This is a genomic window from Candidatus Enterococcus moelleringii (genome assembly GCF_017377575.1).
Taxonomy (GTDB): domain Bacteria; phylum Bacillota; class Bacilli; order Lactobacillales; family Enterococcaceae; genus Enterococcus_A; species Enterococcus_A moelleringii.
Window position 1 is genome coordinate 30,349 of sequence record NZ_JAFREM010000012.1, and the last position, 14,941, is coordinate 45,289.

Below are 14,941 nucleotides of genomic sequence, written 5' to 3' on the forward strand. Positions count from 1 at the left end.
TTTGCGAAGCCTTTCTTACTAAAGGGAGGACGTAGTAAAATGGAAATCAATGAAAACAAGCGAGCTCCCTATTGGAAGCAGATCATTTTCATTTTAACAGCCGGCTGGATTGTCATTTGGATTTATCGGACGGTATTAACACCGATTTATCCGATTATTAGTGATTATTTTGGAGGAGCGACAGACGCTCAGTTAGGGAATATCTCCAGTTTTTATTTCTTAGGGTATGTAAGTATGCAGATTCCATCGGGATTATTGGTGGATCGATTCGGGAAAAAGAAAATCATGATTCCAGGCTTTTTGCTTTTTGGAGCCGGAACTTTATTTGTGGCAAGTGCCAGCAGTTTAAGCTTGGTCTTCATCGGAAGTGTATTGGCAGGACTTGGCTGTGGGACTTATTATGGTGTGGCGTACTCGTTAACAACTGAGTATGTTCCGGCCGAAAAGAAAAGCTTGGCTACGGCAATCGTTAACAGCGGGACAGCTGTCGGGAGCGGGTTAGGATTAGTTTCTTCCAGCTTCTTAGTGGGGGAAGGCGTCTTGCCTTGGCAGTATTTATTGCTGGCTACTGTTGTTCTGATTGTTGTCATGCTTGTGGTCTTCGCGAAATTTATTCGACCAGAACGAAAAGAAGTGAAGAAGGAAGCAACGCCAGCAGTAACGAAGGAAAAAAGCAAAGGTGCCATCAAGGATTTATTTAAATTACCGATGATTGCAGCCTATGTACTGTATTTCTCCACTTTATACACATATTATTTAATCGACACTTGGCTGCCGAACTTTTTGGAAACAGAACGCGGCTTTCAAGGGACTGCCATTGGCTTGGCGTCTTCCTTAGTGTTCTTTACGGCGATTCCTGGGGCTTTATTTTTCAGTCGGATCGCAGACAAGATTCCTAACAAGAAAACCACGATTATCATTATTTTAGAAATTTTAGCAGCGGGAATGCTGTTTTTCACCATCACAACTTCTAATCAAATGCTGCTGGTCTTTGGTATTATGGCTTATGGTTTCTTTGGCAAGTTGGCAGTGGAACCGATCATCATTTCTTGGCTGGGACAATTTGCTCCTAAGAAGAGTATTGCCACGACTTACGGAGTGTTTAACTTCTTCGGCATGTCGGCCTCGGTGATCGTACCATCAGTTACTGGTTTTATTTCCGATGCAACTGGCACGAAGGTATACGCATTCTACTTGGCGATCGGCATCATTTTGGCGGGGACTTTGGTGTTCTACTTAATCAATAAGTTCAGTCAACAAAAAGAAGCAAATGCAGTGGTGAATAATTCTAACTAAGGATTCAAACGTAAAGATCCGACTACCAGGTACAAATGGTAGTCGGATTTTTTTAATGAGATTCAGGCTCGGATAAAAATAGTGCCACCCGCAGCTGCAGAGAAAATTCTGGATCATTGATCGGCATGTTAAAGAGTTCTTCACATTTCTTAATACGGTATTTTACCGTGTTGCGGTGAATAAACAGCGCTTCAGCTGTCTTGGTAATTTCGCACTGATTGTCCAGATAAGTCATAATTGTACAACGCAAGTCGATATCCAGCTGACTTTCAGGATAAGCCAAGTTTTTCAATATGGAAATACAGAAGTAACGCAGATCTTCATCAGAAACATTTTCAGTAATGCGTTTGATCCCTTGGATTTTGTTGTAGTAAACAAATTTGTTGGAACCGGCAGCTTCGTCGAGAGCATTCTTACTTTCTTTATAGGAGAAATGCAGCAGATCAATATTGTTTACCGGATCACCAATACCAAAACGAGTGTAAACCCCGAAAAATTTTGCTAAGTAATCATGAACCTCTTCTAAAATTGGTAAAACTTCTTCTTTTTGCTGGACAATAAACACCCATTGGTTCAACTGTTCTGTAGGAAACAGCATCAAACTTTTGTATTTCTTCTCCACATTATCAAACAAATAATCATAGATTAATGCATCAATCTCCTTTGAGTAGTATTGCTTATTCATAGGAATCACAGCATGAATGTATACGACGCGATAATAGTTGGAGTTGAGCATAGGGAAATGCTTTTTGTACTCCATCCACTCAGCATCTTCGGTTACGGCCAAATGATTCAGCAAGTAAGTCAATAAGCTGCGGCGTTCGGCTCTCTTTTCATTTTTCAACGTTTGTTCTTTATACAAGGTTAAGGTCAAAACAGTCAATGACTGCTGAATCGCAAATTGCGAGAAGGGATAAGGAAGCTTTTCTGCTTCGAAAATCACCAGCATAAAGGGAAAATAACGATCAGAGCCGATGGGGAAAACGCTGATCAAGGTTTTCTCATCTTCAGATAATTCGAACAAGAAGCTTTCCTTCGCCTTCCGCTGTTGGCAGTCTTTGATTTTTTCTAGCAGGCTGTTGGTTTTCTTTTCTGAGTTTAATAGATCATAGTTGGAAAATTGCAGACTGGAGCAGGCGATTTGTCCAAAGGAATCTACTAACAGAATGGACTGCTTGATCATTGAACTTAATTGTTTGATCAAGGTATCCAAAGAAGCCCCGTGAATCATCAAGTTTACGAACTTCTGCTGGATTTCCAAAGAGAAAAAGATTTGTTCGGTTTGGTCCTTCCAAATATAGCTAAGCAATTTGTGGGAAATATCTCCCAAGGTCATGTTCATGGGAATCTGAACAATCGGAAAAGAAAGTTCATTGGCGGTGTCGATAACTTTTTGATCCAACTCCGGTAAAAAACGTCCCAGCTTAATTGCTATCCCAGCTGATGAGACCCGTGCCAAGGATCGAACAAACTCACAAAGACCGTCTACATCGTCGCGAAAAGCCATTGCGGTAGTAACTAATAAAGCATTACTGGGAATGTAGTAGCTGACATCGGGTGTTTCGGAAATTTCAACTGTATCTAACGGCCGTTCTAAATCAGCCTCTTCATTAAGCACCTTCAGTTCGGAAAAGCGTTGTATCTCTAAAATTTGTTTTAATGTAGTCAAAAAAGTTCCCCTCCTAATTTGGTGTTCATTATTTATTTTTCTTGCCTTTACACAGGTATCTTTTTGGTAACAGCTTTTAAAGTAGTGATCGTTTGCTGGATTTTATCCTCGGTTGCCCGAATGGCCGGCATGGAAACACTTAAGGTGCAGACGATCTTTCTTTGTGCATCGTAAACTGGCAGGGCCACACATTTAACTCCGATTTCACATTCCTCATCATCCATTGAGTAACCGTTGGCCTGAATTTCTCTGATTTTCGCTTTAATTGCTTCCTTACTAGTTAATGTATGGGTGGTTAATGGAAGAAGCGGTGTGCTATTCAGATAATCATCTAATTCGGCCGTCGTCATCGCTGACAGATACAGCTTACCGGCACCCGTGCAATACAACGGCGCCCGTTTACCAATTTTTTGTGTGACATTTAATAGATTGTCCAAACTGTCGATTGATTCAATGTAAACCAATTCCAAGTTGTCGCAAATGGACAAACAAGTGGCTTCAGCCAGCGAGTTTGAGACTTCCTGCATAAAGGGGCGAATCAATTCCACCATCTCACGATAGATATCCATATTGTTGGCCAGCAGTTGAAACTTTAAGGAAAGGGAATAGGCGCTGTTCTTTGAATTCTGCTGAATGTAGCCCATTGTTTGCAAAGTATAAATTAGTCTCAAAGCAGTAGCCTTGGGTAATTCAGTCTGCTTTGAAATATCATTTAAGGCCATTTCTTCACCAGAGGCAGCCATAATCTCAATAATGTTAAAAGCCTTTTGCAGCGAGTGATTGACCTTTATCTGTTTTTCTTCCATATTATTCAGCTCCTTACGGTTTGCCATGTTCAATTGTTCACTATGAACAAAACGTAAAATCTAGTGACAAAAAAACATCGCTTTCATTGTTATCCTGATGAGGCCATGATAACATACAATAAAGTGAAACACAATATCACTAAGTGAAACGAAAGAGGGAGATAATATGAAAGCAGCAGAAGCGATTGTCCAAATTATGGTAAAAGAAGGAATTACGGATGCCTTTGGAATTCCGGGAGCCGGAATCAATCCGGTCTACAAATATTTAGAAGATGCACCAATCGAGCATTTTTGTATGCGTCACGAGGAAGCTTGTATGCACGCAGCTGATGGCTACTACCGCGCTTCTCACAAAATCAGCGCTGCGCTTTGTACCTCTGGACCTGGGGCAACCAATTTCGTAACCGGTCTGTATACAGCTCACATTGATTCTATTCCAGTATTGGCCATCACTGGTCAAGCGAATACTTGGCAAATGGAGCAGGACGCCTTCCAATCAGTAGACATGGAAAGTATCGCTGCCACTGTTTGTAAAAAAGTTTTCTGCATTCGCGATGCGGAAAAAACACCTGAAATTGTAAAAGAAGCCTTCTATCTAATGCGCTCAGGCAAACCGGGACCGGTCGTACTGGATCTGCCATTGGATATTCAACAAACGGAAATTGATTTTGACATTGATGGTTATGAACCGGCTGCGATTGAAACCGTTGAAGCAGACGAAGCAAAAATTAAAGAAGCCATCGAAATGATCGAGGCAGCAAAAGCGCCAATTATCATCATGGGCGGTGGTGTCATTCTATCTCATGCTGAAAAAGAATTGATCGAATTTGCGGAAATGCTGGAAATTCCGATTATCACCACTTACATGGCAAAAGGCGGCGTGCCGATCGAGCATCCGTTGAACGCTGGACATGCCGGAATTCAAGTAGGTCAGCCAATCGGCAATAAATATTTCTTGGATTCAGATTTGGTTGTCGGTATCGGCAATCGTTTCACCGATCGTCATACAGGAAACTTGGATGTTTATCGCAAAGGCCGTAAATTTATCCACATTGATATTGAACAAAAACAAATCGGCAAAGTCTTTGATCCAGATCTAGGGATTGTCTCAGATGCCAAAAGTGCGATTCAGGCTTTGACTTCAGAAGCAAAAGCCCGCAACTTGGGACCAATTAATAAGCAAAGAGCTGCGGATCTTCCGAAAACGCGCAAAGAATTGGCACGTAAAACCGATTTTGACGGAACACCTATGATGCCTCATCGGGTATTCCATGAAATGAATGCCGGCTTTGATGCCAACACGATGTTTACTGCTGGTTGCGGAATCACCCAAATCTGGAGTGGTCAGCTGCAGGAAATTGATCGTCCGAGAAGATATTTGCCATCAGGTGGCGCGGGAACGCTAGGTTATGAAATACCTGCTGCCTTTGGTGCAAAAGTTGCTGATCCAGAAGCACAATCAGTAACGGTTCTGGGAGATTTCGGCTTCACCTTTATGGGAGAAGAAATCGCGGTTGCAGCTGCTTGCAAGAAACCAATCATTGTAATCATCGTGAACAATGCTTATCTTGGCTTGATCCGTCAAAACCAAAAAGGCGCTTACGGCTTTGAATATGCGGTAGACATGCCTTACAACCAAGATGGCACAATGGATTATATCAAAGTGGCAGAAGGCTTCGGCTGTCAGGGCGAACGGGTCTTCACACCGGATGAACTGAAAGCAGCCATCAAACGGGCGCAAGATTCCGGCAAAACGTACGTGATTGATGCCATCTGTGTGCAAGAACAGCTGTGTGACATGGGATCAGCTTTGGACAACGTGAAATCTTTTGTAAGTGCGGATTAATAAAGAAAATAGATTGGCAACTCCTCTTTCGAAAAGAAGGCATACAAAGCTTTCTTTTCGAAGGTCTAAAAAATTGATAAAGAAAAGAGTGATTCAGATGCAAGAGAGTATTCATAAATATTTTGATATGGGATTAATTCAATGGATGAGTTATCCGCCGCAGCGCTATGAGTTGTTGGATACCGTGACGAAAGTGGCTCGTGACCCGTTTTTTAATGCAATTGAAATGACCCAAATTAATGATGATAGTCAACGAGAAGCAGCTAGAGATTTATTGGCGCAAAGCCATATGCGGGTTTGCTACGGGGCACAACCTAGACTATTGGGACCAGGACTAAATCCCAATGCGATCGATGAAGAAGATCGATTGAAAGCAGAAAAAACGTTATTGGAAGCTATTGATGAAGCAGATTATCTTGGCGCTAAAGGGATTGCCTTTTTAGCTGGCAAATGGGCGGAAGAGACCAAAGAAGAAGCCTATGAACAATTATTAAAAACGACGCGCAATCTGTGTTCTTATGCAGCCAAAAAAGAGATGATGGTGGAATTGGAAATTTTCGATTACGACATGGACAAATGTTCCTTGATTGGTCCAGCACCGTTAGCCGCTCGTTTTGCTGGCGATGTTCGTTTGACTCATAATAATTTTGGTTTGATTGTCGATTTATCTCATTTCCCGACAACCTATGAAACCAGTAAATATGTGATCCAATGTACCAAACCTTATATTACTCATTTGCATATTGGCAATAATGTCGTCAAAGAAGGCTGCGAATGCTACGGCGATTTGCATCCCCGCTTTGGTTATCCTGACAGTGCTAACGATGTGCCAGAATTATTGGATTTCTTCCAAGTACTTAAAAATGAAGGATTTTTGGATGAACGTGACCCAATTGTTTTGTCCTTTGAAGTTCAACCTCGTCCCCATGAAGACGGCGATATCATTGTTGCGAACACGAAGCGTGTAATTGAACGTGCTTGGTCACTTTTAGAAGATTAGAAAGGAAGATTTCGATGAAAATTGTTGTATTGGATGGCTATACCGAAAATCCTGGCGATTTGAGCTGGGATGCGTTAGAACAATTAGGAGAATTGAAAGTTTACGATCGCACGCCCCAGGAAAATGTGCTGGAACGAATCGGCGATGCAGAAATCGTGTTAGTCAATAAAGTACAGTTGACTAAAGAAATTTTAGAAAAAGCAGCGAATATCAAATATGTAGGTGTTTTAGCAACGGGCTATAATGTGGTAGATGTAGAAGCGGCTAAAGCTTTAGGAATTGTCGTAACAAATATTCCAACTTACGGAACAGACACTGTAGCTCAATATGCAATCGCTCTATTGTTGGAGCTCTGCCATCAAATTGGTGCGCATTCTAATTCAGTTAAGCGAGGCGATTGGACCAACAATTTGGACTGGTGTTACTGGAATTCACCCCAAATGGAATTAGCCAATAAAACGATGGGAATTGTCGGCTTTGGCCGAATTGGTCAAAAAGTTGGTAAAATTGCTCAAGCGCTAGGCATGAATGTCATTGCTAACGATAAAGGAATTAAAGCAGATACTTTTGAGGGCGCTAAAATGGTCGATTTGGATCAATTGTATGCGGAAGCGGATGTGATTTCACTGCATTGCCCACTATTCCCAGATACAGAAGGAATGATCAATAGCGAAACAATTGCCAAAATGAAGGACGGCGTGTTGATTATCAACGACTCTCGCGGACAGTTAGTTAACGAAGCTGATCTGAAAGCTGGACTAAATTCCGGCAAAATCGGCGGAGCAGCTGTGGATGTCGTTTCAACCGAACCGATTCAAATGGACAATCCTTTATTAAAAGCCAAAAATATTATTATTACTCCCCATATGGCCTGGGGTTCCAAAGAAGCGCGTACGCGTTTAATGAACATTGCGGTTGAGAATGTTCAAAAGTTCCAACAAGGTACGCCTGAAAATGTAGTAAATCCTTAGACTAAAGGAGGAATTTCGATGAATATTTTAATTGCCATGGATTCCTTCAAGGGCAGCGTCACTTCGTTAGAAGCTGGCGCTGCTGTAAAACAAGGGATAGTAAATGCCGGATTAACAGCTGAAACTGTAATTTTACCAGTGGCAGATGGCGGTGAAGGGACGATTGAAGCCTTTGTTGATCAAACAAACGGCAGAACTCAGACCCTCACAGTTACCGGTCCGTTGGGAGAAAAAGTTGAAGCTGCTTTTGGAGTGATTGGAGACCAGGCCATCATTGAAGTAGCGGAAACCTCCGGAATTACTTTAGTGAAGAAAGCTGATCTGAATCCTTGGAGGGCCACCAGCTTTGGTTTAGGTGAGTTGATCAAAAAATTGATTTCTGATGGACAGCGCAAGTTCATTGTCGGTTTAGGCGGCAGTGCTACTAATGACGGTGGACTGGGAATGCTGCAGGCTTTGGGTTATCGCTTTATTGGAAAAGATGGCTCAGAAATCGGGCGAAATATTTGTGAAATAGAACACATGTCTTCGGTCGATGACAGCCAAGTTTTACCAGCCTTAAAGAAATGTCACTTCTTGATTGCCAGTGATGTGACTAATCCTTTAGTAGGCGAGAATGGAGCTACCGCGATTTTTGGACCGCAAAAGGGTGTGAAGGAAGCTGAGATTAAACAAATAGATCAGTTGCTGCAGCATTTTGCTGAAGTCACCACTGACTATGTACAAAAAGATGTCTCCGAAATTCCTGGAGCAGGAGCCGCTGGCGGCTTAGGCTTTGCTTTTATTGCCTATTTGCAAGCAGAAATACAACCAGGCTTTCCGTTATTAGCTAAAGAAAAGAATTTGGCAGAAAAAATTAAAGCTGCTGATTTAGTCATTACCGGTGAAGGGCGCTTGGATGCTCAATCGGTGATGGGGAAGGTTCCTTCCGCTTTAGCGAAGTTAGCTCAAAAAGAAGCAAAACCAATTATTGCGATTGCTGGCAGCGTGTCTGACGATGTGGGCCAATGCAATGCCCACGGAATTGATGCCTTTTTCCCAATCATTCGTCAAATTGCTCCAGAAGAGGAAACATTGAAAAAAGAAACTACGGTGGAAAGTATCCGTCAAACAGCTGAGCAGCTGTTTCGTTTTTATCAAAAAATGAAGTGAAAGAAGGAAAAACCTATGTCAAAATCAAAAATTGAAGATCGTCTGTTTAAAATTAGTGAGTTGGCTTGTTTTGATCCTAACGAAGGGAAAAAATCTTTCTTCTATGAAACGGATAAAACTGCTGGGGCACTCTGGTGTTTGGAGCCAGGCCAAACGGTATTCAAGCATTCCCATACTACTTCTGATGATCTATGGATTTGTGTTCAAGGAACGGGCACCTTTTATCCTGGTTTTGATGAAGAGGTGGAAATTACCAAAGGGGATTTGATTATCTCCCGACCAGGCGAACAGCATGGAATGAAGAACACTGGGGATGAGCGTTTTGTCTTTGTAGGAGTTGCCGGACCGCATCCGATGGACCTAATTGTACACGACTAAGCTGGATGTTTATCCGGCTTTTTTGTTGTCTAAGCAGTGTTGAAAAGATTGAAGCTTTTTGAGAAAGTAAATTTGTTGTTGACAACCTCTTACATACCGAGGTATGATGCTTTTAGATACTATTGGTATGTAAGAGGTGGAATAAATGGGAAGAGGACGTAATCCTGAACAAACTCGGCAGAAAATTTTAGAAGTAGCTGAGAAACTCTTTTTGGAGAAAGGCTACGATGATACAACGATTCAGGACATTATTGATGGCCTAGGAGGAATGACCAAAGGTGTTATTTACCACCATTTCAAATCTAAGTTTAATATTTTAGAAACCTTGATGTCCGAAGTAGGGGATACAACAGCATTTATCGACTGGCAGGGGAATACGGGAATGGAAAAACTGCAAAATTCGATGGAGCGGTCTTTTACCTCCTATAAAAAACAAAGTATAGGCTATTCGGCTGCCATTACCTTACGAAGTCCGCGGATTATAGGCGAAAACTACCTGCAATTATTTAGTGAAAGTGTTCCTCAAATTAAAGCGATAGTTGAGGAAGGGGTCCAGGATGGATCAATTCAAACGGATTTTCCGGAAGAAATTGCTGAACTGATGCTGCTGACTATGAATTTGTGGATTGGTTTTCAAACCAGTGAGCTTTCCGAAGCTGCTTTAAGGAGAAAAATGCTATTTGTCAAACAGTTGTTTGACGGTATTGGTGTACCATTGATCAGCGATGAACTGCTGGAAGAAAGCTACAAATTATTTGCTGTATTAAAAAAATAGTCTGCTTGTCAGCTATTTTTTTAGATAAATACATACCGTGGGTAGGTATATTTTTTTATCAGGATACATACCGATAGTATGCAAAATGAAAGGAAGTTATGTATTGGAAAAAGCACTTACGATTACACGTTTAGAAAAGAATTACGGGACAAAAGAGGTACTTAGAGGAATTGACCTGACCGTTGATCAGGGAGAAATTTTTGTTTTATTGGGAAAAAATGGTGCTGGGAAGTCCACCTTGTTTAAGATTTTAACAGGATTAGCCAAGGAAACTGGCGGAAGTTTCCGGTTTTTCGGTCAAGACTACGATTTGCAAACTGATAGTAAAAAGATTGGCTTTAACATTAATGATCCAGTCTTCCATGAAAATTTAAGCGGCAGAAAAAATTTAGAGATTCACTGTGCCTATATGCAAGTTTCAGATGCTAAAGTTGATTATTGGCTCAATTTGCTAGGGCTGAAAAGTGACGATAGTCCAGTTAAAAGCTATTCAACCGGGATGCGTCAACGTTTGGCCTTAACTCGCTGCTTGGTTCACGATCCTGCGATCTTAATTATTGATGAACCTTTAAATGGTCTTGACCCAAGAGGGATTCGCGAATTCCGTCAGCTGATCGAAGAAATTGCAGAAATGAACAAGACAATTGTGATGTCCAGTCACATCTTAGCGGAGGTGGAGGCCATCGCTACACGAATCGCGGTCATTTCTGATGGTGAAATTGTTTTGAATCAAACGAAGCAGCAGCTGGTTCATGATCAAGGAACCAACTTTGAAGATTACTTAATTGATAAAATGGAGGGCATCTAATATGAATCTAGTACAAATCGAGCGTCAAAAGAAACCATTGAAACCTTATCTGATAACAGCAGCGATCATTCCAATCTTCAGCTTATTGCTGGTCTACTTGATGGCAATCATTGCCCAGTATGAAATGTCCGAACCGATTCCCAATCAGGTAAATACCAGTTCTTATGTCTTTTTCGGACAAATTTCCTTCATCGGCAATGTAGCTGGTTTTGTATGCTTAGGTGCAACGATGTTGGTTAAATATGTGATGGAAGCTTACTCCGAACGCAATATTTATTTGACTCTTGGATACCCGGTCTCACGAACAAAGGTTTTTGCCAGCAAATTATTCTTATGCTTGTCGGTAATCGGTATTGGCGTTTTTGTCAGTATTTTCGTTACGAATACGTTGTTTTTCATCTCTGAGTCCTTTTACCAATTAGTGGATGACCAGTTATCTTTTCAAAGTGTACTTAGTCAGCTGCCACTGATGTTTACCGGAGTTATCTTGGTGATCGCCATCTGTCTAATCGCTTTATTTATCGGCTGGCTGAAGAATTCGATTCCGTTGGTGATTATTTCAGCCATCCTGTTGTACAGTATTCCCAGCAATTTATTTTCAAGCGGGAATACGTTGATTATGGTTGTTTTAGCAGTAGTCTTGTTCGTTATTAGTTTAGTAGTGGTCAATGTGTTGAAAAACAAAGTCCTGCGATTGGAGGCATAAGATGATCAAAGAGAAAAATTTCTTGTTATTGGTGGGGAGTCAGCTTTTCTCGGTGTTGGGCACGACGATTATTCAATTTGTGATATCTCTTTACGTTTTGGATATTACGCATTCAGCTCTGGTATTTAGTATCATCACCTCCTTATCGATTATTGGCCGCATCGTTTGTCTGCCTTTCTGCGGGATTTTAGCGGATCGCTTTTCAAAAAAACGCTTGATGATTGTGATGGACAGTTTGTATCTAGTGCTGGCAGTGGGATTGCTAGCTGCCACTCGATTAAATGAAGTTTTAGTGTTAGTTGGAATTTTGACGGTCTTGATGGGAATGGTCTCAGCCTTCGAGACACCTGTGGTTCAATCGGCGATTCCTATAATTTGCAGTCAAGAAGATATTCCGCAGGCTAATGGTATGATCAGCTCGATTGGTATGCTGGGAAATATTGTGGGTCCCGTAGCTGCAGGAATGATTTATCGTTTTGATGCTGTGTATCAAATTTTTGCTCTTTGCGGCGGGCTGTTTTTACTAGCAATTTTCTGCGAGTGTTTATTGAAGGTTCCCTATCTTTCAAGGGAAGCTGATGGCCAAACGGTCAAAGAAATCGTCGTGGGAGATTTAAAAGAAGTAACGATGTATCTAAAAACAGAGCAGACAATTGTCAAAATTGGTCTGGTAGCCTTTTTGTTGAATCTGTTTATTTCTTCTTTTATCCAGGTGATGATTCCTTTTATTGCTCGGATTCAAATGGGAGTCAGTGAAGGACAGTTTGGTCTAATGAATGCTTTCTTCGCTGGTGGAAGTTTGATGGGGACATTACTTTACAGTCTTCTTGCTAAAAAGCTTTCTCACGACAGTATTTTTAAAAGCTTGATGCTGACAAGTATGCTGTTTTGCGGTTTGGCTTTTCCTTTAGGGTTGATGTCAAACGGCAATTTGGCTTTTGGGTTAATGGTGGGCTTAGTGACTGTTCTTTTAGCGACGGTGACGTTGGTTTCGGTTCAATTGATTGTTTATATTCAAATGAGGGCTAAACAAGCTTTATTGGGGCGAGTGATGTCTTTTATTATGATCATTTCTACATTGGCAGTGCCGCTAGGACAGTTGATGTACGGTCTTTTGGGGGATATTCTTTCCAAAAATGCCGTGCTGCTGTTAATTTTAGCTTTGACAGCGATCACCCTTAGTATTTCATGGTATTCCAGAAGCGTGTTTAAGGAGATGGAAACAGTTCTTCCCCAAACAGATAACTAATGATTTATTTAAGCCAACTCTTTTACTAGGGTTGGTTCTTTATTTGGATTTAAACCATAATTGTCTGTTTTGAACAGTCGCAATCCTTGCTAACCAGAAAGGCAAGGATTGCGGATTTTTCTGTTGTTCAAAAGTGACAAAAAGAATAGCGGTTTTTATTGGCTTTAACTAGTGCTTAGATTTCTTGTAACGCTTACAATTGAGATAACTTAAACAGACAAAGGAGCAAATAGAAGATGGATCATTTAGTAACGCAAGTTGAAGAGAACGTTAACTGGTTATCAAGCATTGGCGCAGATCCTACTGGTGGTATTAGCCGGTTGTTGTATGACGAAAATTGGTTGATTGCTCAAAAGGGATTAGAAGAAAAGTTTAGTGAAATCGGGCTAAAGACTTCTTTTGATGAGGTGGGAAATTTATTCGGCCGAATCGAGGGCAGTAAATATCCAACAGAAACTATCATGTCAGGTTCTCATGTGGATACGGTAGTTAATGGGGGCAGTTTGGATGGACAATTCGGGATAATCGCAGCTTACTTAGCAGTTAAGTATTTGCTGGAAACTCATGGGCAGCCATTGCGCAGTTTGGAAGTCATCTCGATGGCGGAAGAAGAAGGCAGCCGTTTCCCATATGCTTTCTGGGGAAGCAAGAACATCTGGGGCTTAGCTAAGAAAGAAGAAGTGATCGATGCGGCAGATGCTGAGGGTGTGGCATTCGTGGATGCGATGCATAAATCAGGCTTTGATTTCCGGACAACTGATGAAATTCGCAAAGACATTAAAGCTTTTGTAGAAATCCATATTGAACAAGGCAATGTGTTGGAAACTATCGGCAAACCAATCGGTATCGTCAACAATATTGTTGGTCAAAAGCGTTATACTATCAAGCTGGACGGCGAAGCCAATCATGCGGGAACAACTCCGATGTCTTATCGTAAAGACGCGATTTACGGCTACAGCAAAATGGTCAGCCAAGCGATTGATAAGGCAAACAAAGCCGGAGATCCGCTTGTTCTTACTTTTGGACATGTTGAAGTGGTACCAAACACGGTTAACGTGGTGCCAGGGCAAGTAACCTTTACGATGGATTGTCGTCATACGGATGCAGATGCTTTACAAGCCTTCACCAAAGAAATCGAAGCAGACATGAAAGCAACCGCGGCTGAGCATGGCTTGGCAATTGACATTGATTTATGGATGGACGAACAGCCAGTACCTATGTCAGAGGAAATTGTTCAAGCTTTAGTAGCAGCTTGTGATGAGAAAGAATTAGATTACAACCTGATGCATAGTGGCGCCGGACATGATTCGCAAATTTTTGCACAATTCGTGCCGACTGCCATGTTGTTTGTACCAAGTATTGCTGGCATTAGCCACAATCCAGCAGAAGCAACTGAACTACCTGATTTAGTAGAAGGTCTCAAAGCGTTAATCGCCTCCTTATACAAATTAGCATACGAAGATTAATGAGAGAAAGCAGGGAAGATGATGGGTTATCGGACAAAACAGACGGGTTATCCCAACGAGCTGTTAGCCTCACGGGCAATTATTGAGCGAGGAAATTTTGCTTTGATTCCGCCAAAAGGCTTAGTAAAAAATGTAGTACCAGGATTTGAAGATTGCGAAATCACCATTCTTGCTTCGCCTAAGTTAGGTGCCACCTTTGTGGATTATAGCTGCACCGTTTTGCCAGGTGGGAAAAACGAATTGGGTTTTGGCGAAGATGGCGTCGAAAGTTTCCTCTATATAATAGAAGGAACTTTACAAACGAGAGTGGGAGAAGATAGTTTTTGTCTAGAAAAAGGTGGGTATGTATACGCACCGCCGACTAAAAAAATCTATTTCCGCAACGAAACAAATGAAAACGTCGAAATTTTCTTATACAAAAAACGTTACCAGCCGCTGGGCGAGCTAGAGCCTTATACGGTGGTTGGCAATGTGAACCAGATTGAAGCGGAAGACTATGAAGGTATGACGGATGTTCATTTGACAAATCTTTTGCCGTCAGGCTTGGAATTTGATATGAACTTTCACATTTTGGCATTTGATCCGGGCGCTTCTCATGGGTATATCGAAACCCATGTACAAGAACACGGGGCGATTATTTTAACTGGTGAAGGGCTTTATAATCTGGACAATCATTGGATTCCAGTTGAAACTGGAGATTATATTTTTATGGGCGCTTACAGCTTACAAGCTGGATACGCCGTAGGAAGAGAAAGTCCTTTCAGCTATCTTTACTCAAAAGATTGCAATCGGGACGTGACACTTTAGGAGGAAAAATTT

The 14,941-nt window shown here is 41.5% G+C and carries 14 protein-coding genes; 12 read left to right on the forward strand and 2 right to left on the reverse strand.

Annotated elements, in window-relative coordinates; genetic code table 11:
• Positions 1–39: 39 nt before the first annotated feature.
• Positions 40–1,296 (forward strand): MFS transporter, encoded by a 1,257-nt coding sequence (locus JZO70_RS07070; protein WP_207672847.1) that lies wholly within the window; start codon positions 40–42, stop codon positions 1,294–1,296.
• A gap of 52 nt (positions 1,297–1,348) precedes the next feature.
• Here JZO70_RS07070 and JZO70_RS07075 read toward each other — a convergent pair whose 3' ends face one another.
• Both JZO70_RS07075 and JZO70_RS07080 read right to left on the reverse strand, forming a co-directional pair.
• The gene (locus JZO70_RS07075; protein WP_207672848.1) at positions 1,349–2,965 is read right to left on the reverse strand and encodes a PucR family transcriptional regulator; all 1,617 of its coding nucleotides are present in this window, start codon (positions 2,963–2,965) and stop codon (positions 1,349–1,351) included.
• A 47-nt stretch (positions 2,966–3,012) separates the two neighbouring features.
• The gene (locus JZO70_RS07080) at positions 3,013–3,771 is read right to left on the reverse strand and encodes an IclR family transcriptional regulator (RefSeq protein WP_207672849.1); all 759 of its coding nucleotides are present in this window, start codon (positions 3,769–3,771) and stop codon (positions 3,013–3,015) included.
• A gap of 166 nt (positions 3,772–3,937) precedes the next feature.
• On the opposite strand from JZO70_RS07080, the gene JZO70_RS07085 reads away from it, so the two are divergent.
• The 11 genes from JZO70_RS07085 to allE all read left to right on the forward strand — a co-directional run bounded on the left by JZO70_RS07085 (position 3,938) and on the right by allE (position 14,929).
• Entirely contained in the window at positions 3,938–5,617 is a 1,680-nt protein-coding gene (locus JZO70_RS07085) for a thiamine pyrophosphate-dependent enzyme (RefSeq protein ID WP_207672850.1), read from the forward strand.
• A 97-nt stretch (positions 5,618–5,714) separates the two neighbouring features.
• On the forward strand, positions 5,715–6,617 hold the full coding sequence (locus JZO70_RS07090; RefSeq protein ID WP_207672851.1) for a sugar phosphate isomerase/epimerase family protein: 903 nt from the start codon (positions 5,715–5,717) through the stop codon (positions 6,615–6,617).
• A 14-nt stretch (positions 6,618–6,631) separates the two neighbouring features.
• On the forward strand, positions 6,632–7,588 hold the full coding sequence (locus tag JZO70_RS07095; RefSeq protein ID WP_207672852.1) for a D-2-hydroxyacid dehydrogenase: 957 nt from the start codon (positions 6,632–6,634) through the stop codon (positions 7,586–7,588).
• Between the two features lie 18 nt (positions 7,589–7,606).
• Entirely contained in the window at positions 7,607–8,740 is a 1,134-nt protein-coding gene (locus tag JZO70_RS07100) for a glycerate kinase family protein (protein ID WP_207672853.1), read from the forward strand.
• Between the two features lie 15 nt (positions 8,741–8,755).
• Positions 8,756–9,118, forward strand: coding sequence for a cupin domain-containing protein (locus JZO70_RS07105; RefSeq protein WP_207672854.1), 363 nt, complete (start codon positions 8,756–8,758; stop codon positions 9,116–9,118).
• Between the two features lie 145 nt (positions 9,119–9,263).
• A complete protein-coding gene (locus tag JZO70_RS07110; RefSeq protein ID WP_207672855.1) occupies positions 9,264–9,893 on the forward strand; it encodes a TetR/AcrR family transcriptional regulator in 630 nt (209 codons plus the stop codon).
• 103 nt (positions 9,894–9,996) lie between these two features.
• The gene (locus JZO70_RS07115; protein ID WP_207672856.1) at positions 9,997–10,701 is read left to right on the forward strand and encodes an ABC transporter ATP-binding protein; all 705 of its coding nucleotides are present in this window, start codon (positions 9,997–9,999) and stop codon (positions 10,699–10,701) included.
• Position 10,702: 1 nt separating this feature from the next.
• Positions 10,703–11,407, forward strand: a complete 705-nt coding sequence (locus JZO70_RS07120) for a hypothetical protein (RefSeq protein ID WP_207672857.1) — start codon at positions 10,703–10,705, stop codon at positions 11,405–11,407.
• Between the two features lies 1 nt (position 11,408).
• Positions 11,409–12,656, forward strand: coding sequence for an MFS transporter (locus JZO70_RS07125; RefSeq protein ID WP_207672858.1), 1,248 nt, complete (start codon positions 11,409–11,411; stop codon positions 12,654–12,656).
• Between the two features lie 236 nt (positions 12,657–12,892).
• Positions 12,893–14,122 (forward strand): allantoate deiminase, encoded by a 1,230-nt coding sequence (gene allC, locus JZO70_RS07130; protein ID WP_207672859.1) that lies wholly within the window; start codon positions 12,893–12,895, stop codon positions 14,120–14,122.
• 21 nt (positions 14,123–14,143) lie between these two features.
• On the forward strand, positions 14,144–14,929 hold the full coding sequence (gene allE / locus JZO70_RS07135) for a (S)-ureidoglycine aminohydrolase (protein ID WP_207672860.1): 786 nt from the start codon (positions 14,144–14,146) through the stop codon (positions 14,927–14,929).
• Positions 14,930–14,941: the final 12 nt, after the last annotated feature.